The sequence below is a fragment of the Achromobacter sp. PD1 genome, from assembly GCF_048541815.1.
Classification (GTDB): Bacteria; Pseudomonadota; Gammaproteobacteria; order Burkholderiales; family Burkholderiaceae_B; genus Achromobacter; species Achromobacter bronchisepticus_A.
Genome location: NZ_CP183349.1, coordinates 2,559,014 through 2,576,905, shown reverse-complemented (window position 1 = coordinate 2,576,905; position 17,892 = coordinate 2,559,014). Strand labels below are relative to the sequence as shown.

17 protein-coding genes are annotated in these 17,892 nt (G+C 67.4%); 8 read left to right on the top strand and 9 right to left on the bottom strand.

The window, feature by feature from the left end:
• The first annotated feature begins 35 nt into the window (after positions 1-35).
• Positions 36-1,346 carry a ferric reductase-like transmembrane domain-containing protein gene (locus ACM1PE_RS12090; RefSeq protein WP_419343404.1) on the top strand — a complete coding sequence of 437 codons (1,311 nt, stop codon included), beginning with the start codon at positions 36-38 and terminating at the stop codon, positions 1,344-1,346.
• 5 nt (positions 1,347-1,351) lie between these two features.
• Here ACM1PE_RS12090 and ACM1PE_RS12085 read toward each other — a convergent pair whose 3' ends face one another.
• Both ACM1PE_RS12085 and ACM1PE_RS12080 read right to left on the bottom strand, forming a co-directional pair.
• Positions 1,352-3,007, bottom strand: coding sequence for a mucoidy inhibitor MuiA family protein (locus ACM1PE_RS12085; protein WP_280016874.1), 1,656 nt, complete (start codon positions 3,005-3,007; stop codon positions 1,352-1,354).
• A gap of 145 nt (positions 3,008-3,152) precedes the next feature.
• Positions 3,153-4,043: a LysR family transcriptional regulator gene (locus tag ACM1PE_RS12080; RefSeq protein WP_118932446.1), complete on the bottom strand. Its 891-nt coding sequence runs from the start codon at positions 4,041-4,043 to the stop codon at positions 3,153-3,155.
• 104 nt (positions 4,044-4,147) lie between these two features.
• Between ACM1PE_RS12080 and ACM1PE_RS12075 the strand changes: the two genes are divergently transcribed.
• From ACM1PE_RS12075 to ACM1PE_RS12065, 3 genes are all read left to right on the top strand, one after another.
• Entirely contained in the window at positions 4,148-5,455 is a 1,308-nt protein-coding gene (locus tag ACM1PE_RS12075) for an MFS transporter (protein WP_118932445.1), read from the top strand.
• A gap of 82 nt (positions 5,456-5,537) precedes the next feature.
• A complete protein-coding gene (locus ACM1PE_RS12070; protein WP_118932444.1) occupies positions 5,538-6,248 on the top strand; it encodes a DUF2325 domain-containing protein in 711 nt (236 codons plus the stop codon).
• Between the two features lie 84 nt (positions 6,249-6,332).
• Positions 6,333-9,341 (top strand): GAF domain-containing protein, encoded by a 3,009-nt coding sequence (locus ACM1PE_RS12065; RefSeq protein ID WP_419343402.1) that lies wholly within the window; start codon positions 6,333-6,335, stop codon positions 9,339-9,341.
• An 11-nt stretch (positions 9,342-9,352) separates the two neighbouring features.
• Here ACM1PE_RS12065 and ACM1PE_RS12060 read toward each other — a convergent pair whose 3' ends face one another.
• Positions 9,353-10,831: an RNA polymerase factor sigma-54 gene (locus tag ACM1PE_RS12060; RefSeq protein WP_419343401.1), complete on the bottom strand. Its 1,479-nt coding sequence runs from the start codon at positions 10,829-10,831 to the stop codon at positions 9,353-9,355.
• A 145-nt stretch (positions 10,832-10,976) separates the two neighbouring features.
• Positions 10,977-11,879 (bottom strand): sigma-54 interaction domain-containing protein, encoded by a 903-nt coding sequence (locus ACM1PE_RS12055; RefSeq protein ID WP_251880909.1) that lies wholly within the window; start codon positions 11,877-11,879, stop codon positions 10,977-10,979.
• A 273-nt stretch (positions 11,880-12,152) separates the two neighbouring features.
• Here ACM1PE_RS12055 and ACM1PE_RS12050 point away from each other — a divergent pair, with 273 nt between their 5' ends.
• Positions 12,153-13,529 (top strand): sigma-54-dependent transcriptional regulator, encoded by a 1,377-nt coding sequence (locus ACM1PE_RS12050; protein ID WP_059375991.1) that lies wholly within the window; start codon positions 12,153-12,155, stop codon positions 13,527-13,529.
• A 2-nt stretch (positions 13,530-13,531) separates the two neighbouring features.
• On the opposite strand, the gene ACM1PE_RS12045 is transcribed toward ACM1PE_RS12050, so the two are convergent.
• The gene (locus tag ACM1PE_RS12045; protein ID WP_059375993.1) at positions 13,532-13,915 is read right to left on the bottom strand and encodes a hypothetical protein; all 384 of its coding nucleotides are present in this window, start codon (positions 13,913-13,915) and stop codon (positions 13,532-13,534) included.
• Between the two features lie 166 nt (positions 13,916-14,081).
• Between ACM1PE_RS12045 and ACM1PE_RS12040 the strand changes: the two genes are divergently transcribed.
• The gene (locus tag ACM1PE_RS12040) at positions 14,082-14,315 is read left to right on the top strand and encodes a hypothetical protein (protein ID WP_419343400.1); all 234 of its coding nucleotides are present in this window, start codon (positions 14,082-14,084) and stop codon (positions 14,313-14,315) included.
• Between the two features lie 15 nt (positions 14,316-14,330).
• Here the strand turns inward: ACM1PE_RS12040 and ACM1PE_RS12035 are convergent, their stop codons facing one another.
• Positions 14,331-14,654 (bottom strand): DUF378 domain-containing protein, encoded by a 324-nt coding sequence (locus ACM1PE_RS12035; RefSeq protein ID WP_419343398.1) that lies wholly within the window; start codon positions 14,652-14,654, stop codon positions 14,331-14,333.
• Positions 14,655-14,814: 160 nt separating this feature from the next.
• Between ACM1PE_RS12035 and ACM1PE_RS12030 the strand changes: the two genes are divergently transcribed.
• Both ACM1PE_RS12030 and ACM1PE_RS12025 read left to right on the top strand, forming a co-directional pair.
• Positions 14,815-15,405 carry a hypothetical protein gene (locus tag ACM1PE_RS12030; protein ID WP_419343396.1) on the top strand — a complete coding sequence of 197 codons (591 nt, stop codon included), beginning with the start codon at positions 14,815-14,817 and terminating at the stop codon, positions 15,403-15,405.
• 16 nt (positions 15,406-15,421) lie between these two features.
• Entirely contained in the window at positions 15,422-16,042 is a 621-nt protein-coding gene (locus tag ACM1PE_RS12025) for a DUF4142 domain-containing protein (RefSeq protein ID WP_059376001.1), read from the top strand.
• Between the two features lie 15 nt (positions 16,043-16,057).
• Here the strand turns inward: ACM1PE_RS12025 and ACM1PE_RS12020 are convergent, their stop codons facing one another.
• From ACM1PE_RS12020 to ACM1PE_RS12010, 3 genes are all read right to left on the bottom strand, one after another.
• Complete coding sequence (locus ACM1PE_RS12020; RefSeq protein ID WP_419343394.1) at positions 16,058-16,945, bottom strand: SDR family oxidoreductase; 888 nt, start codon at positions 16,943-16,945, stop codon at positions 16,058-16,060.
• Positions 16,946-17,026: 81 nt separating this feature from the next.
• On the bottom strand, positions 17,027-17,368 hold the full coding sequence (locus ACM1PE_RS12015; RefSeq protein ID WP_419343392.1) for a DUF883 family protein: 342 nt from the start codon (positions 17,366-17,368) through the stop codon (positions 17,027-17,029).
• A 77-nt stretch (positions 17,369-17,445) separates the two neighbouring features.
• On the bottom strand, positions 17,446-17,775 hold the full coding sequence (locus ACM1PE_RS12010; RefSeq protein ID WP_059376006.1) for a four-helix bundle copper-binding protein: 330 nt from the start codon (positions 17,773-17,775) through the stop codon (positions 17,446-17,448).
• Positions 17,776-17,892: the final 117 nt, after the last annotated feature.

The following is a 17,892-nucleotide window of genomic DNA, read 5'->3' as shown; positions in this document are numbered from 1 at the left end:
CGGTGGCGCGGTCCCCTCGATGGAGCGATGAACCAATGCGACGCATACTGGCCGCCGTACTGCTGATTTCCCTGCTGGCCTGGGCCGGCGCCTATTGGGCGCAACCTCCGGCCGAACTCAACGTCTGGACCGCGCGCGATCAGCTCATCCTGCTGACAGGCCTGGGCGCCTACGCGCTCATGGCCTTGATCATGCTGCTGGCGGTGCGTCCCATGTGGCTGGAAACGCGCATAGGCGGGCTGGACAAGATGTACCGGCTGCACAAGTGGAGCGGCATCCTGGCCGCCGTGCTGGCGGCGGCGCATTACCTGATCAAATTGGGCAAACCGCTGCTGCTGGCGCTGTTCGACCCCGTGCCCAAGACGCCGCGCGCGGCCGCCTTGCTGGACATGTTCCGCGGATCCGCCAAGGACATCGGCGAATGGGCCGTGTGGATCCTGGCGGCGATGGTGTTGCTCACGCTGTGGCGGCGCTTTCCGTACCACATCTGGCGCCAGGTCCACCGCATCGCCGCGGTGATCTTCCTGGTGGTCGCCTTCCATGGCGTGGTGCTGACGCCGGCCGCCTGGTGGTGGCAGCCCGCCGGCTGGCTGGTGGCGCTGTGCACCGCGGTGGGGACGGTTTGCGCCGTCATGGCGCTGACCGGCAATATCGGACGCGGCCGCCGCTACCGGGGGCAGGTCCTGGCCATCGATCATCTTTCCGACGACATCCTGGCGCTGACCTGTAGGGTGGAGGGCAACTGGCACCATCGCGCCGGGCAGTTCGCGTTCCTGACGGCGGACCGGCGCGAGGGCGCGCATCCCTTTACGATGTCCGGCGCGGACGACGGCACCGGCCGGGTGCAGTTCTCCATCAAGGCGCTCGGCGACTACACGCGGCGTCTGCAGCGCAGCCTGCAAGTGGGGCAGGACGTCATCATCGAAGGCCCTTATGGCTGCTTCGACTTCCAGCGCGGCGATGGGCGGCCGCAGATCTGGGTGGCCGCGGGCATCGGCGTCACGCCGTTCATTTCATGGATGGAATCCCTGCAGACGGACCCGGACACCGCGCCGGTCGCGACCCTGTACTACTGCGCCCGCAATGCCGGCGACGCGCCGTTCGCGGACCATCTGAAAGCGCTATGCGCGCGCGTGCCGAACGTGACGCTGCAGGTGCGTTACAGCGATACCCAGCGGCCGCTGACGGCCGCCGAGCTGGCCGCGGACCACAAGCCGGGCGCGCGATGGCCCAGCGTGTGGTTCTGCGGCCCGACGGGATTCGCCGATGCCTTGAAGGACGGCTTGCACCGGCGCGGCATGCCGGTGAGCGAGCTGTTTCACCAGGAGGCGTTCCAGATGCGCTGAGCGCATCAGATGCCGGACACCTCGATGTCGCCCGGATAGTCGACCGAAAACTTCAACACCGTTTCGCGCGACTTGCCGGGTTCCATTTCCCAGTCCCACACCAGCTTGCCGTCTTCCTCGCGCTTGATCTCGCGGTCTGCCGGCGACAGCAGCTTGACCACGATCTTCTCGTTGCGCGAAATGGGCAGGCGGTCCTTGAACGACACCTGCTCCTTGGTGGCCTTGCTGTTCTTGACCGTGATCTTGTACTCGTAGGTCACGCGCTTGCCGCTGCCCGAAAAGCCGGTGCTTTCGGTATAGCGGTTGACCAGCTGGCGCTTGATCGAGATGCCTTCGTCGGCGCCCAGCGCCAATTCGAGCTTCTCGCCCGGCATCACCGCCTTCATGGAGCTGGCCGCGACGAAGGCGTCGTCCAGGAAGGTGTTCAGCGAACCGGCCAGGAAGGGGAATTCCGTGTTGTTGCTGGCGTGCGCGGTCAGGAACATGGCTTCGCGCAGGGCCGGCGTGGACTGGTACTGCAGCGTGGCAGGCAGCTTGGCCGTGGCGATGGCCACGCGCTGCGAAGAATTGTCGGACAGCAGCGTGGCCGGATTCTTGATCTGGAACGATGCGCTGGTCGCTTCGGCCTGCACCTCGGCGGTCGCCTGCTCCAGCGGTTCCGGCCTCATCTCGGCAACCGGCGCGGCGGCGTCCTCGAAGGACTGGACGCGCTGGCGCGACATCTTGGCTTCGGCTTCTTGCCTGGCCGCGGCGACCGGCGCCGGGCTGGGGCGCGGACGGGGCGGAGGAGGCGGGGCGGCCACGTCGACGATCCAGGGCTGCAGCGCGGGCGCGCCGCCGCCCAGCGAGGGCCGCGCGGTGGACAGCGTGAGCTTGACGTTATTCCAGTCTTCGCCGGTGTTCTGGCGGATGACGCCGAAATAGCCCAGGTCCACGCTGCGGTCGGCAGGGCGCAGGCGCGCATCGTAGGCGGGCGTCCAGCGGGCGCCGGCCACGGCGTAGGAAACGTTCAGATCCAGCTTGCCCGCGCGCGCCAGGTTGACGCGCAGGGTGACGGTCTTGGTGCGGCGGTTGAGCGAACTTTGCAGCTGGCCCAGTTGGTCTTGCAATGCGGTCAGTTCGCGCTCCAGCGCCTCTTTCTGTTCGGCCACCCGGCGCAGTCCGGCCAGCGACTTGGCCAGGGAGTCCGCGCTCAGGGACTGGATCGCCTTCAGTTCGTCCAGCGTCAGGCGCGCGCCGTCCTTCGAGGGCTCGGTGGCGCCGCGCTGCATCATCAGCACCAACTCACGCTGGTTGTCCAGCACTGCCGCTTCGTCGTCCAGCAGCGCCTGCTGGCCCTGCAGCTTGCGTACCTGTTCCTCCAGCTGCTTGACGCGTTCGTTGGCGGTGTCGGCCTGATAGGCGTCGCGCACCTTCACATCCAGCAACGTCGCCTGGCCGGTGCTCTTGGCAGAGACTTGCAGCGAATTCTCCTGCAGGCTGGCCGGCAGTTTCTCCAGCACCAGTTCGTGTTCGCCCGCGGCCAGCTCGCTGCTGGCGGCGCGCGTCACGACGGCGCGGTCCTGGTAGACGGTCACGGAACCGATGGAGGAAGGCAGCCCGGCGGCTGCGGCCAGGCCGGGGATCGTCGCAATGGCCAAGGCCAGAAGGGTACGTCGCACTATTTCACCTTTAGACAGGTTGGAATCGCGCGGCGCCGTGTCCTTTGGGCAGGGACGGCCCGCCGCGCGCGCCAAATTTACATTGTGGCCTGGGCGCTGGTTTTACAGAAGATGACAAACGCGACAGGGCGATACCGCACGGCCCTCAGGGATGGGCCAGCGCGCGCAGCATGTCCACGGCGTTGCCCGCCGCCGTCGAGCGGTCGTGGCGGCGGTAGGCCATGTCCAGCAAGGCATGCGGCGCGTCGCCCTTGATGGGCCGGTATTCGATGCCTTGCGCGCCCATGTGCCGCATCGCCGCCGGCACGATGGAAATACCCACGCCGGCCGCCACCAGGCTGACGATGGAAGCCATCTGCGGCGCTTCCTGGATGACCCGAGGCACGAAGCCGGCGCGTTGGCAGGCCGACATGATGGCGTCGTACAAGCCGGCCCCGATGGGGCGCGGATACAGCACGAAGTCCTCGTCCGCCAACGCGGCGATGGGCACGCTGCGCTTGCGGCTCAACGCATGGTCTGGCGGCAGCGCCACCAGCATGGGTTCGTCCAGCACGCGCTCGGACTCGAACTCCGGGTCCAGTACGTAGGGCGGCCGCACGAAGGCGACGTCGACGTCGCCCGCGCGCAGGCCGCGCAGCAGCGTGACCGTATTGCTCTCGGTGAGCGTGACGCGCACGTCGGGATAGCGGTCCCGGTACGCGCGGATGGCCCGTGGCAGGTAGGGGTGGAACACCGCCGACGCCGTGAACCCCACGGTGATCGCCCCGCGCTCGCCGCGGCCCAGCCGGCGGGCCGTGTCGATGGCGCGATCGGCGCTGGCGAGGATGGCGCGGGCGTCCTCCAGGAACTGGGCGCCGGCCTCGGTCAGCGCGATGCCCCGCGGCAGGCGCAGGAACAGCGGGGTGCCGATTTCGCGTTCCAGCTGCTGGATCTGCTGGCTCAGCGGCGGCTGGCCTATGCCCAGCCTGGCGGCGGCGCGCGTGAAGTGCAGCTCTTCGGCGACGGCGGTGAAATACCGCAGGTGGCGCAATTCCATCGTTATTACATATGGTCGGGGTGACTTTCATATATTGGACATATGCAGGGCAAAAGTCTACTTTGATTACGTGGGCTGCATGCCCGCCGTTTTCGAGAATCCCGATGTCTGCCCCCTTAGCCAGTCCCTCGTCCCCAATCGCCGCGTCCGCGCCGGCGGAACCCGTCTCTGCGCCTACCGATCATCTCGCCCGCGGCACCCCCGGGTTGCGGCGCGCCCAGTGGGCCTTGTTCGCGGCCGGTTTTTCCACTTTTTCCCTGCTGTATTGCGTGCAGCCGCTGATGCCGCTGTTCACCCATGCGTTCGGCGTGTCGCCCGCGCAGAGCAGCCTGGTGCTATCGCTGTGTACCGGCTTCCTGGCTGTCGCCATCTTCTTCGTGGGCTTGTTTTCGCAAGCCGTGCCGCGCAAGCGCGCCATGGCGCTGTCGCTGTTCGCGTCCGCCTTGCTGGGCACCATCGCCGCCGCCGCGCCCGACTGGCACAGCCTGCTGGCGCTGCGCGCGTTGCAAGGGCTGGCGATGGGCGGCGTGCCGGCGCTGGCCATGGCCTACCTGGCCGAGGAGGTCGAACCCGGCACCCTGGGCTTCGCCATGGGCCTGTACATCGGCGGCAGCGCGTTCGGCGGCCTGTCCGGCCGCGTCATCACCGGCCTGGTGTCGGATCATTTCGGCTGGCGCGCCGCGCTGGGCACGCTGGGCCTCCTGGGCATCGTGGCGGCGGTGCTGTTCGTGTGGCTGCTGCCCGCGTCGCGCCGGTTTGCGCCGCAGCGGGGCAGGGGCTGGGCAGGCGTGTGGGGCGATGTGCGCGCAGGCGCCGCCTCGCACCTGAAGAATGGTCCCCTGTGCGGGCTGTTCGCGCTGGGCGGCCTGCTGATGGGCGCGTTCGTCACGGTCTACAACTACGTGGGCTTTCGCCTGCTGCTGCCGCCATTTTCGCTGAGCCAGACCTTCATCGGCTTCATCTTCGTGGTCTATCTGGTCGGCATCTTCGCGTCGACCTGGTTCGGCCGCCTGGCCGACCGCCATGGGCGCGGCGCGATGCTGTCGGCCGCCACCGGAATGGCGCTGGCGGGGCTGCTGCTGACGCTGTCCAACTGGCTGCCGCTGCTGATCGCCGGGATCGTGGTGTTCACTTTCGGCTTTTTCGCGGCCCACGCCGTCGCCAGCGGCTGGGTCGGACAGATGGCGCGCGGCTACAAGGCGTTGGCGGCGTCGCTCTATCTGCTGGTGTACTACGTGGGTTCCAGCGTGCTCGGATCCCTGGGCGGACACTTCTGGACCACGGGCCAGTGGGCCGGCGTGGCCGCGATGGCGGGCGGACTGCTGACTTTGGCGCTGGCCATCAGCGCGGGCCTGTACAAGCGCACTGGCCGCGTGCCGGCATCGGCCGCGGTGGGGCGGGGCGTCTCCTAGAATGCCATAAACGATATTAATTCTCATTTATAATTTGCGGCACGCTCGGTGAGCGCCATCCCATCCAGATCCGAGGGCCGCGATGAATCCTATTTCTCCCGACAGCCATAACCTGCAGCGCGAGCATGCCGCGCTGCTTGCCGCCTACGGACAGGCGCAAGCGCATTGCAGCCGGCTCCTGGCGGCCCAGGCCGCGCGCATCCTGTATCTGGAGAGCGAGGCCATGCGCCTGCGCGCAGCCGTCATCCAGCGCGACACGGCGCTGGCCTGGGCGCGTGAAGACCGCAATACGCTGGAGACTTCCATTCCAGGGCTGCCCAAACGCGTGGCGCTGGCGCGCCGCGTCGCCCAGTTGATGGAGCGCGTGCAGACGCTCATGCGCGAGCGCTTGGCCTGGCAGGGCCGGGCCGGCGCTGGCGCGCGTGAACTCGAGACGCTTGCGGAACCGCCTGCCTGGCGTCCCGCGCCGCCCGCGGTGGTGCTGCGCGAGAAGGCGGTGCTGTGCGTCGGCGAGGACGCGGTGGCACTGGCGCTGACCCGCAAGATGGTCGAACTGGCCGGCGGGCGTTATCTCGGCCATGACGGCGGCGCGGATGCCGATGGCGAAACGCTGGAAGCCAGCCTGGTGGCCGCGGACCTGGTGATCTGCCAGACCGGCTGCGTCAGCCACGGCGCCTACTGGCGCGTCAAGGACCATTGCACCCGCACCGGTAAACAATGCGTGCTGGTCGACAAGCCCGAAGCCTTGCAGGCGCTGCGGCTGGAACGTCAGCCGCTGAAGACGGGCAACTGAGCCGGGAACCGTAGCGTCGCGTTACCTAGCGTTTCGGCTGCGCGCCCACAGGCGCAATACAGTCGAGGGGCAAGGGGGGCCGACATGCTGACCAAGCGGGACCGAGTGGCGCTACCCTGGACGGACACGCTTGCCCGCCTGGAAGACGAGCGCATCATGTTGCAGCGCATAGCCGCCGGCATGCCATTGGCCGAAGTGCTGGAGCACGTGCTGCATGCCATCGAGGCGCAATCCAGCGTGGAGCTGCGCACATCCATCGCACTGGTGGACGAAACTGGCGGCTTCCTGCTGCACGGCGCCGCGCCCAGCCTGCCGGTGGCCTACAACACCGCGGTGCATAAGGCCGTCATCGGCCCCGGCAGCGCATCCTGGGGCGAGGCGGCCTACACCGGCAGCCCGGTCTATGTGGAAGACATCGCCCTGAATCCGGGTTGGGAGCGCTGGCGCGACCTGGCCCTGTCGCACGGTTTGCGGGCCTGCTGGTCCACGCCGATCAAGGCGCCCGATGGCCGCCTGCTGGGCGTGTTTTCCAATTACTACGCGGTGGTGCGCTCGCCATCGGCGCACGATATCGACGCGATCGCACTGGTGACGCGCAGCGCCGCCCTGGCGATCGAACGGCATCTGACGGAACTGGCGCTGCGCCAAAGCGGCGAACGCTGGCGTGCGATGTTCGCCGGCATGCAGGAGGCGTTCTTTCTCAGCGAGGCGCTGCGCGACGATGTCGGCCGCATCGTCGATTTCCGCTTCCTGGAGGTGAACCCCGCGTTCGAGCGGCAGACCGGCATGAAGGAAGGCGATACGCTGGGCCACACGCTGCGCGAGATGATCCCGGGCGTGCCCGGGCAGATCATGGACACCTTCGCCCAGGTGGTCGAGACCGGCGAGCCTATCCAGTTCGAGTTCATGGTGCCGGCGCCCAAGGAAGCCTGGTACGAGGCACGCGCGCGCAAGGATGGCGCCGGCCGGATGATGGCGCTGTTCCTGGACGTAACCGCGCGCAAATCGGCCGAGGCTGAACTGTGGGAAGGGCAGCACCGCAAGAATTACCTGGCTGCGCTGGGCGACCGCATGCGCGAACTGCATCGCGAGGAAGAGATAGAGCAGGCCGCCTGCGAAGGGCTGTGCCAGCATCTGGCGCTTGGGCAGATGGCGGTGCTGGATACGCGGGGCGAGGATCATACCCCGGTCATTTCCTCGGTCTGGCCCCCGGGGTCCGCGCTCCTCGGCCAGCCGCCGCATACGCTGGATGCCTTGGGCGACGACTATCATGCGGCCTTGCGGCTGGGACGCACGACCTACCTGGCGCCGCTGCTTGGGGAAGCGGGCGGCGAGATCCGCCCATGGGCCATCGTCGTGCCGCTGCGGCGCTGGGGCCGGCATGCAGGCGCGATGCTGGCATGTCCCGGGTCGGGCAGCAGGCTCAAGAGCAGCGACATCGCGTTCATCGAGGAAGTGGCCGAGCGCATGTGCGCCGCGGTCGAGCGCTCGCAGTACGCACGGACGCTGGAACAGCGCGTCGAGGATGCGATCGCGGAGCGTGACCGCATTTGGCGTCTTTCCCCGGAGCTGCTCGCGGTGATCGACCGCCAAGGGCGCTTCGCCAGCGTCAACCCCGCGGTGCGGCCCATCCTGGGCTGGACTCCCGAGCAATTCATGTCGATGGCGCTGCGCGACCTGATCCATCCGGAGGATCTGGTGGCGACGCTGGCGGCGTGGAGCTGGGCGTCCGGCGACGCCGGCCCGCGTCCTGGTGCGAAGCATCTCGAGAACCGCCTGCTCAAGCGCGAGGGTGGCTATTGCTGGATAACCTGGAGCATGTCCTGGACCCAGGACAGCCTGTACATGACCGGCCGGGACGATACCGACCTCAAGCTGCAGGCCGAGGCCTTGCACGACACCGAGAACGCGCTGCGGCAGTCGCAGAAAATGGAAGCGGTGGGGCGCCTGACGGGCGGCATCGCCCATGATTTCAACAACATGCTGCAGGGGATCTCGGGCGCGCTCTACCTGGTGGAGCGCAAGATCACGGCGGGCGCGCCGGAACAGGCGCTGCGCTTCGTCGACGTCGCCATGGATTCCGCGAACCGGGCCGCGCACCTGACGCAGCGGCTCCTGACGTTCTCGCGCCGCCAGCCCATCGACCCCAAGCCGTTCTGCGCGGCGTCCGCACTGCAATCCATGGTGGCGCTGTTCCACCGCTATACCGGCGAACGCGTGGCGCTGCGGCTGGACCTGCAGCCGGAACTGTGGACGGTCTGCTGTGACAAGAACCAGTTCGAGAACGCCATGTTGAACCTGGTGATCAACGCCTGCGACGCCATGCCAAACGGCGGCGCGCTGACGGTTGCCGCGCGCAACGTGGGGCCGGACGATCCGCTCCTGTCGCAATGCGCCGGGGAGCATGCGGGACGCTACGTGGAAGTATCGGTGAAGGACGTGGGCTGCGGCATGCCGCCGGACGTGCTGGCGCACGCGTTCGACCCGTTCTTCACCACCAAGCCCTTGGGCCAGGGCACCGGGCTGGGCCTGTCCATGATCTATGGCTTCGCCAAGCAGGCTGGCGGCGCGGCCAGCCTGGAGAGCACGGTGGACGTGGGCACTACGGTCAGGCTGTTCCTGCCGCGCCATGACGGCGCGCCCGAAAGCGTGCAGCACGGCGAACTCCCGGCGGCCGCTACGCGCGGCGCGGCGCGCAAGGAAGTCGTGCTGGTGGTGGAAGACGATGCGAACGTGCGCGAGATGGTGCGCGAATGCCTGGCCGAACTCGGCCTGGAGGTGTTGACCGCCGTGGACGGCGAGGCCGGACTGGAGGTGTTGCAGTCCGCGCGCAGCATCGACCTGCTGGTGACCGATGTGGGGCTGCCGGGACTCAATGGCAGGCAATTGGCCGACGCCGCGCGCGTGGCGCGTCCAGGCCTGCGCGTACTCCTGATGACCGGATACGCGGAAAGCGCGGCGCGCGGCCAGGGCTTTCTTGAACAGGGGCTGGAGCTGATCGTCAAACCCTTCCAGCTCGACAAGCTGTCCGAACGCGTGCAAGGCATGCTGGACAGTGCGCCCGGCAGGCCGGGGCAGCAGGCCCGGCCCTGACCTGCGACGGCCTAATGGCGGCGGCGCAATTCCGCGGGCGGCATGCGCAATTGCCCGCGGTACTTCGAGACCGTTCGCCGCGCCAGCAGGATGCCGTTGGCCGCCAGTTGCTGGGTCAAGGCCACGTCCGACAGCGGCATCGCCGGGTCCTCGGCCTCGACCATTTCCTTGATCAGGGCCCGCACGGCCGTGGCGGAGCAGGACCCGCCAGTGTCGGTGGCCAGTTCGCGGGAAAAGAAGTGACGGAATTCGAACACCCCGCGCGGCGTCACCATGTACTTGCCGACAGTGGCGCGCGACACCGTGGATTCGTGCATGTCCAGGTCATCGGCGACCTCGCGCAGCATCAACGGCCGCAAGGCCACGTCGCCATATTCGAAAAAGGTCTGCTGGCGCTTGACGATGGCTTCGGCCACGCGCTGGATCGTGATGTAGCGCTGTTCGACGTTGCGCACCAGCCAGCGGGCTTCCTGCAGCTCCTGGGCCATGGGGCTGCGATCGTCCAGGCGGGCGCGCCGGAACAGTTCGGCATAGGTATGGTGCAGCCTCGCCTGGGGCATGGCGTTGCGGTTGGGCAGCACGCGCCAGCGCGATTGCCATTTGTCGACGAACACGTCGGGCACGACGTAGACGGGCGCTTCGGCGCTGTAGCGGCCTCCCGGTTTCGGGTCCAGGCTGCGGATCAGCGCGCAAGCCTCGCGCAAGGCGTCTTCAGAACAGCCCAGCTGCTGGCGCAGGCCGGCGCAGTCGTTGCGGGCCAGCCGCTCGAGCTGCTCGGCCACGATGCGCATGGACAGGGCGCGTAGCGCGTCGCCGATGCCGGTCGCTGCCGCCAATTGCAGCAACAGGCATTCGGCCAGGTCGCGCGCAGCCAGTCCAGGCGCATCCAGCTGTTGGACCAGGCGCAGCGCGGTCATCCATTCGCCTTCGTCGGGGACGGCTTCGGCGCCGCGGCGCGCATCGCCCCACAGGCTGGCGAGCGGCACCCGCAGGTAGCCGTCGTCATCCAGAGCATCGATGATGTACTCCGCCAACAGCCGGTCGCGCGGCGCCAACTGATAGTTGCCCAGCTCCAGCGACAGCCGTTGGCTCATGGACAGCGTGGACGCGGCCCATAGGCCCTGGTCACGCTCGGGGCCGTCGCCCTGGCCGCGTGTCGGATAGTCGCCGGAGTAGGCCGGCGCGTCCGGCAGCGGCGGTTCTTCCTGCGGGACGGGTTCCGGCGGAGCCGGATCGGCGCCGTCCGCCAAAGGAGGAAAGACCGCAACGGCGGGGCCTGCTTCGGCCTCCTGCTCATCGGCGTCTTCCAGGAAGGGATTGCTGGCCAGGGCCTGCTCGACCGCGGTGGTGAACTCCAGGGCGGTCATCTGCAGCAACTTGACGGATTGCTGCAGGCGGGGCGCCAGCGTCATCTGCTGACGCAGGCGCAATTCTTGCGAGGGGTAGACCAATCGAGTCTCCTGGACAGCGGCTGCCGACGGGCAGCTCATCCTGAAACTCAAGCAAAGACCATGCCAGGCGCCGCAGCGGGCGGGGGGCGTCCGGCGCGCGGGCGGCGCCGGCCCAGTATTACAAGGAAGCGGTAAGAAATGCTTCCCCGCGCGGTCCGGATGCTCACGTGCCGGCGGGATCCCGCTAGTCCTTCTCGTAGTCGTCGAGCCGGTTGTAGAGCGTCTTCAGACTCAAGCCCAGAGTCTCGGCGGCGCTGCGCTTGTCGCCCGCGTGATGGGCCAGCGTCGCCAGGATGAATGCGCGCTGTGCCTGGCCCAGCGACATGCCGATGGGCAGCGTCAACGCGCCGTCGCGCAGCATGGCATGCTGCCCGCCGCGGTTCCGCGGCAACAACTCGTCCTCGAGCTCGCCGTCGGCCAGGATGAACGCGCGCTGCACGGCGTTGCGCAGCTCGCGGACATTGCCTGGCCAATCATGCAGGGAGATCGCATCCAGCATCTGCGCGGAGAAGGTCTTCTGCGTACCGTTGGCGGTGTTCAGGGTATTCAGGAACCAGTGCGCCAGCACCAGCGCATCGTCGCCGCGCTCGCGCAACGGCGGCACGCGCAACGGAATCACCAGCAGCCGGTGCAGGAAGTCCTGGCGCAGGCGGCCTTGCGCGACGGAGGCGAAGGGATCGCGGTTGCTGGCACAGATGATGCGGACATTGGCGCGCAGCAGGTCCGAGCCGCCCACGCGCTGATAAGTGCCGGCCTCCAGCACGCGCAGGAAGTTGACCTGCAGGTCCGGCGGCATTTCGGTCACTTCGTCCAGGAACAGCGTGCCGCCGCTGGCGTACTCGAAGTAGCCGGCGCTCTGTGCCACAGCGCCGGTGAAGCTGCCTTTTTCATGGCCGAACAATTCGGCATGCGCCAGGCTGCCGCTGATGGCGCCGCAGTTCACGGCCACAAAGGGCTGTTCCCGGCGTTCGCTGGCGTCGTGGATGGCGCGCGCCACGATTTCCTTGCCAGTTCCGCTTTCGCCCACGATGAAGACGCTGGCGTCGGTGGCCGCAGCCAACTGCAGTTGGACGCCGAGCTTTTGCATCACGGGCGACAGGCCCGACGCGTCGGTCAGTACGTCCGGGGACGCCTGCGCCGGCGCGCGCGCGGCGTTCGGGGTGCGATTCGGCATGCTGATTCCTGGGTCCTGCACGGACCGTGAACGTCACAACCCATGCTAGTGAACTGGACCAGGGCAGGATGCGACGATTTGCAAGTATTCGAAAATTTTGGTGGAAAGTATCGAACATTTACCCCCGGCCCACCTGTAGTCGCTATGCTGAAGGACTTACAACAACATCCGCGATACGGAGCAAGCATGCCTCATCTGCTGATCGTTGATGACGACCCCACGATACGCGAAACGCTGGCCGAGATCGGACGCGAAAGCGGTTTTTCCGTGGCCTTGGCAGCGAGCGTCAAGGATGCGCTGATCCAGCTGGAGCGCCATGCGCCCGACTTGGTGTTGACCGACATCCGCCTGCCCGAGGGCAGCGGCATGGAGATCTTCAAGAGCGAGGCCGCCGCCAGCGCGGAGGTCGTCGTGATGACGGGGCACGGCACCGTCGACAACGCGGTGCAGGCCTTGCGACTTGGGGCCACCGATTACCTGGTCAAGCCGATCTGCATGGAGCGCTTGAACGGCATCTTCGCGCGAGTGAATGCGAATTCGGGCAGCGAGCTTTCGGGCGCCCCATTCGAGGAGCCGGGACGCTACGGCAAGATGTACGGTGCGTCGGACTGCATGCAAGAGCTCTATCGGCAGCTCGGCCGCGTGGCCAAGACCAATGTGACGACCTTGCTGATCGGCGAAAGCGGCACGGGCAAGGAACTGGCCGCGCACGCCATCCATGAACTCAGCGCGCGCCGCCAGCGGCCGCTGATTGCGGTGAACTGCGGCGCAATCTCTCCCAACCTGATCGAAAGCGAAATGTTCGGGCACGAGCGCGGCAGCTTTACCGGCGCGGACCGCCAGCACAAGGGCTACTTCGAGCGCGCCGACGGCGGCACCCTGTTCCTGGACGAAGTGACCGAAATGCCGCTTGACTTGCAGGTCAAGCTCTTGCGGGTCCTGGAGACCGGGCAGTTCATGCGCGTGGGCACCAATCGGGAGATCGCCTGCGATATCCGGATCGTCGCCGCGACCAACCGCGATCCCGAGCAAGCAGTGAAGGAAGGCAAACTGCGCGAGGATCTTTATTACCGGCTGAGCGTCTTCCCCATCAAGTTGCCGGCGCTGCGCGAGCGCGGCGACGACATCCTGTTCCTTGCGAATCGCTTCCTGCAAGGCTTGAACCAGGAATCCGGCAAGAGCAAGGAATTCTCGCCGCGCGCGCTGGCCGCGCTGCAGCAGTATGCATGGCCGGGGAATGTGCGCGAACTCAAGAACTACGTGCGCCGCGCCTTCATCATGGCGGACGGCGACACGCTGGAAGTGGACATGCTGACGCCGCGGGTGTCGCCGGCGGGCGAGGGCGAGGGCGGCCAGGTCAGCGTGCCTGTGGGAGAAACCTTGGCGGAAGCGGACCGCCGCCTGATCCTGGCGACGCTGGAGCGCTGCAACGGCGTGAAAAAGCAGGCCGCGGCGGTACTCGGCATCAGCCCCAAGACGCTGTACAACCGGCTCGAGGAGTACGCCGCGGCGGACGCGGAAGGCGCCGCCGCGGCGCCTGGCCGGAAACAGGACCGGCCCTGACTTCATTTGCCGTACCGGGTCTTCAGGTCGGCCATGCACGCGTCCTTGGCGTTGCCGGACATGGCGTCGCACTTCTCCTTGCCAACCTTGTAGTCGGCGTCGTTGCGCACCTTCGCCGCGTCGTGCGAGGCCTCGGCTTTTTCCTTGCCTGCCTTGGCGTCGGCCCGGGCCTTGTCGCGCGTGGCTTCGGCCTGCTGCTGGCAGACGTCCTTCTGGTTGCCTTTCATGCCGTCGCAATGTTTTTTGTCCAGCTTGTACTGGTCATCGATCTGGGCGTTGCTGCGCACGGGGCCGGCGCTGGTTTGCGCGGTTTGCGCCTGGGCCTGAAACGCCAAGGCGGAAAGGCTCAGGGCGACGGCGGGGAAAACGACTCGGGACAGATTCATGGCTGACTCCTAGGGTGGGGACCCGGCATCGCCCGGGCCTGGCCGCATGTGCAAGCAAGCGGCGTTCCCGGGCCTGCCGGGCACGCCGCTTGCTCCGGCACCTTGCCGCAGGCGCTGCCCATGCGCACGCTGCAAGCATTCATTGAACGACCACGGGAATACGAACATGCAAACCAAGCGCGCAGATCACGAAAAGGCGGACACGGAGCAAGGCAAGGCCAATGCGCCGCGCACGCAAACTGAAGCCGCGCATCGCAGCGGCCAGTTCGGGACGGACAAGCCGGACTTCGGCAAGCCGCCCGCGGCGCCCAAACGCGAGTCGGACAAGAAGCCCAATGACAAGGGCGCCGAGTACGAGGAAGGCGGCCAGTATCCGGGCAAGCGGCCCGGCTCAAGGTAGCCGTTCGCGGCGGTTTCAGTCCGCCGCTTGTTCCGGCTGTTCGTCCGCGTTTACGTTCATCTCTTGTTCGCCCAGCCGGAACAGCAGCACCACGCTGTATAGCGCGGCCAGTCCGATCAGGCCGTAGACGCCGCGCGTCGCGGCGGCCGACGGCAGCACCTTCGCGAAGACATCCAGGTTCACCGCCGCGATCAGGCCGCAGTTCAGCCCCCCCGCGACCACCGCGATCAACGCCGACCAGTCCAGGAGGGAGAGGCCGCGGGCCTCGGGAGGAACCGGGGGAGGAGCAGGATCTTCTTCCAGTTCGGAAAAATCTTCTTGGTTGCCGGGCATGTCCATGTGGAAGTCCTTACGCAGAATGCGGGTAGGCGGGACTGCGGGCGGACGGCCTCTGAATCTGCCGGACCAGGCCGCTCGCCAGCGCCACAGCAACTGCCATGCCCGAGGGCGGGCACGGCGGTTGCTGGCAGCCAGGGAATGATTCCCGATGGAGAGCACAATGTCCCTGATCGTTGCCGCCCGTTTCGACACTTTCGACCACGCCGCCGAGGCGGCGCGCAAGCTGTACGCCGAAGGATTCACCGAAGACGACATCCATACCTTCTACATCAACACGGCGGGTGAACACGCGCGCTTTCCGATAGGCGGCGACCGCGTGGCCGACCCCGACGCCCGGGGCGGCCATTTCGGCGCGGTGGCGGGCGCTTCCGCGCTGGGTCTGGTGTTTGCGCTGCTGGGCGGCTTGATCGCCGCCCGGGTCGGGGCTTCGGTCTTGATCGTCATTGCCGCTGCGGGGGTAGGCGCTTATCTGGGCGCGCTGGCCGGCGCGCTATGGGTGATCGGGCGCGGACGGCGCAGGCATCCGGCGGCGTCCGTCGCCCGTGACGCGCATCCCGCCGTACGCCAGGCGGGCGTGATGCTGGCGCTGCACATATCACCGGACCGCGATGCGTTGGCAAGAACCGTGCTGACGCAGGCTGGCGGCACGGACATCGAGCGCGCACAGGGCCGCTGGTTGAATGGCAAATGGGAAGACTTCGACCCCTTGACGCCGCCGCGGCATGTGGAAGCGTCGACGATGGCGAACTAGGCCGAGGGAGACGGAGATGAAAAAGACCTTATGGCTCTGCGGCGTCGTCGCGCTATGTCTGCTGGCCGCGCCCGGCGTGCTGGGCGGGGTGCAGGCGCAGGAGCTGGCGGAGCCGGAAGCGCGCTTCCTGCAGGCGGCGGCGGGCTCAGGCATGTTCGAGGTGGAGGCGGCGGAGCTGGCGAAGAAGCTTGCGGGGGACCGCGACGTGAAAGCATACGCCGCGCGGATGCTGGAGCAGCATGGCGCCATGAACGCCCAGCTGAAGACCCTGGCCGGACGCAAGCAGGTGAAGCTGCCAGCGGAACCGTCCGAACCCGACCGCGACACCCTGCAACAGCTGGGCAACAGGACCGGCCCCGACTTCGACGCGCTCTATATCGAAAAGGCGGCCGTGGACGCGCATACTACCGCCAACCGCCTGTTCGAGACGGCGGCGCGCGAGTCCAAGGATCCGCAGGTGCGCGATTTCGCCGTGCGCGCGCTGCCCATGCTGGCCGAACATCTGGCAATGGGCCGCAAGCTGCAACGCACGCCGCCCGCCGATGCGGACAAGATCCAGCCGGCAACAAAGGGCGAAGCGCCGGCGGTTTCACCCGCGTCGCGCGAAGCGCCCGCATCGATCGCGCCGGCAAAGTAACGGGCCGCGCAGGCCTCAATCGCCCGCGCTGCCGGTAATGGGCAGGACGATGCCGGTGATGTAGCTTGCGCACACGGGCGAGGCCAGGAAGACATAGGCCGGAGAGATTTCCTCGGGCTGCGCCGGCCGCCCCAAGTCCGTGCGCTTGCCGAATTCCGTGATTTTCTCCGGACTTTGATCCGCAGGATTCAGCGGCGTCCATACGGGTCCCGGCGCCACTGCGTTCACACGAACACCCTTGGCGGCGAGGTTGGCGGCTAGCGATCGCGTAAAGGCATGGATCGCGCCCTTGGTGGTGGAGTAGTCCAACAGCCTGGCGCTGCCGCGCAGGCCCGTGACCGATCCGGTATTGATGATGGAGGCGCCCGCGCGCAGATGCGGCAGCGCCGCGCGCGCCATCTGGAAGTAGGCGGTGATATTGGTGCGCAGCGTCTTGTCCCACTTTTCGTCGCTGATCTCGGGCAGCGAGTCCGTGTGCTGCTGATAGGCGGCGTTGTTCACCAGGACGTCGAGCTTGCCGTACGCCCCGATCGTCTGTGCCACCGCCTGTTCGCAAAACGCGGGTTCCTGTACGTCGCCTGCGATCAGCAGGCAACGGCGGCCTTCGCTTTCCACGGCGCGCTGGGTGTCTTCAGCGTCCTCTTGCTCGTTGAGATAGACGACCGCTACGTCGGCGCCTTCGCGCGCATACAGCAGGCAGACCGCACGGCCTATGCCGGAATCGCCGCCTGTCACCAGCGCAACCATGCCCTCGAGCTTGCCGCTGCCCTTGTACTGCGGCGCCTGGTACTGTGGCTTGAGAACCATGTCGGCTTCCTGCCCCGGCTTTTCCAGGTGCTGGGCCGGCATGGGCGGTGTGGGATGCGGGCGGGCGCCGGTGTCGGCTTGATCGGGCTTGCTCATGTGGGCCTCCTGGTGGGCAGGCGCGACAGGCGCCTCCCCATTGCCGAGCAAATGCCATGCCTGGCCCGCCGCGCGCCGGGGCTACTGCCGTCCCACCACCACGCCAAAAAGGAAAGCTGCGCCGGCCACCAGGCCGATGGCCTGCCAGGGCCGGGCGTGGATGTACTCCTCGGTGCAGTCTATGGTCTCGCGCATCAGGTCGCCGGCGTGGTCGGAAGCGTCTCGCAAGCTGCGCCGCGTGGCGTGCAGCTGTTCGGACAAGCGCGCCTTGAGCGCCTCAAGATCGGTCGCCGAGGCATCGCTGAGCGTGGCTTCCAGATCGTCGATCCAGGCCTCGGGATGCCGTGCTCGCCTGTGCGCGCCGCGGTTGTCCGGGCCGTTTTCCGGAAAGTCTGAGGGCAGGGGGGTGTCGGTAGAGGCCATCGGTAGCTCCTGGCTGTCGGGCGGGAAATGCGCCTGCGCGGACCGGCCCGGGCGGCCGCGCAGCGGATCGGAAGGTTTCAGGCCTCCAGCATGTCGCGGCAGGCCAGGGTGCAGCTCAGGCACGCGCCTGCGCACACCTGGCAATGCTCTGCCTCGTGCGATGAACATTCGCGCGCGCACGCATCGCATATCAACGCGCACAAGGTGCAAAGCGCATTGGCGAACTCGCCGTCGCGTGCCAGCATGGCCGCGCAAAGCCGGCAAACCGCGCCGCAATCGGTGCACAGCGCAATGCATCGCCGCATGTGCGCCGGGTTCTCGCGCAGGCAGGCGGACGCGCAAACATCGCAGGCGACGGCGCATTCATAGCAGGCTTGCACACATTGCTCGAAATTTTGGTCTCGCATTGCATCTCCTTGTGTGCGCCCGGTACGCGCAGCAACGGGCATGCCTGGGGGCCGGGCCACATCCGCTTGCAATTTGATGCCGCGCTGCGATGACCGCAGCGGCCTGGAGCCCTAGCA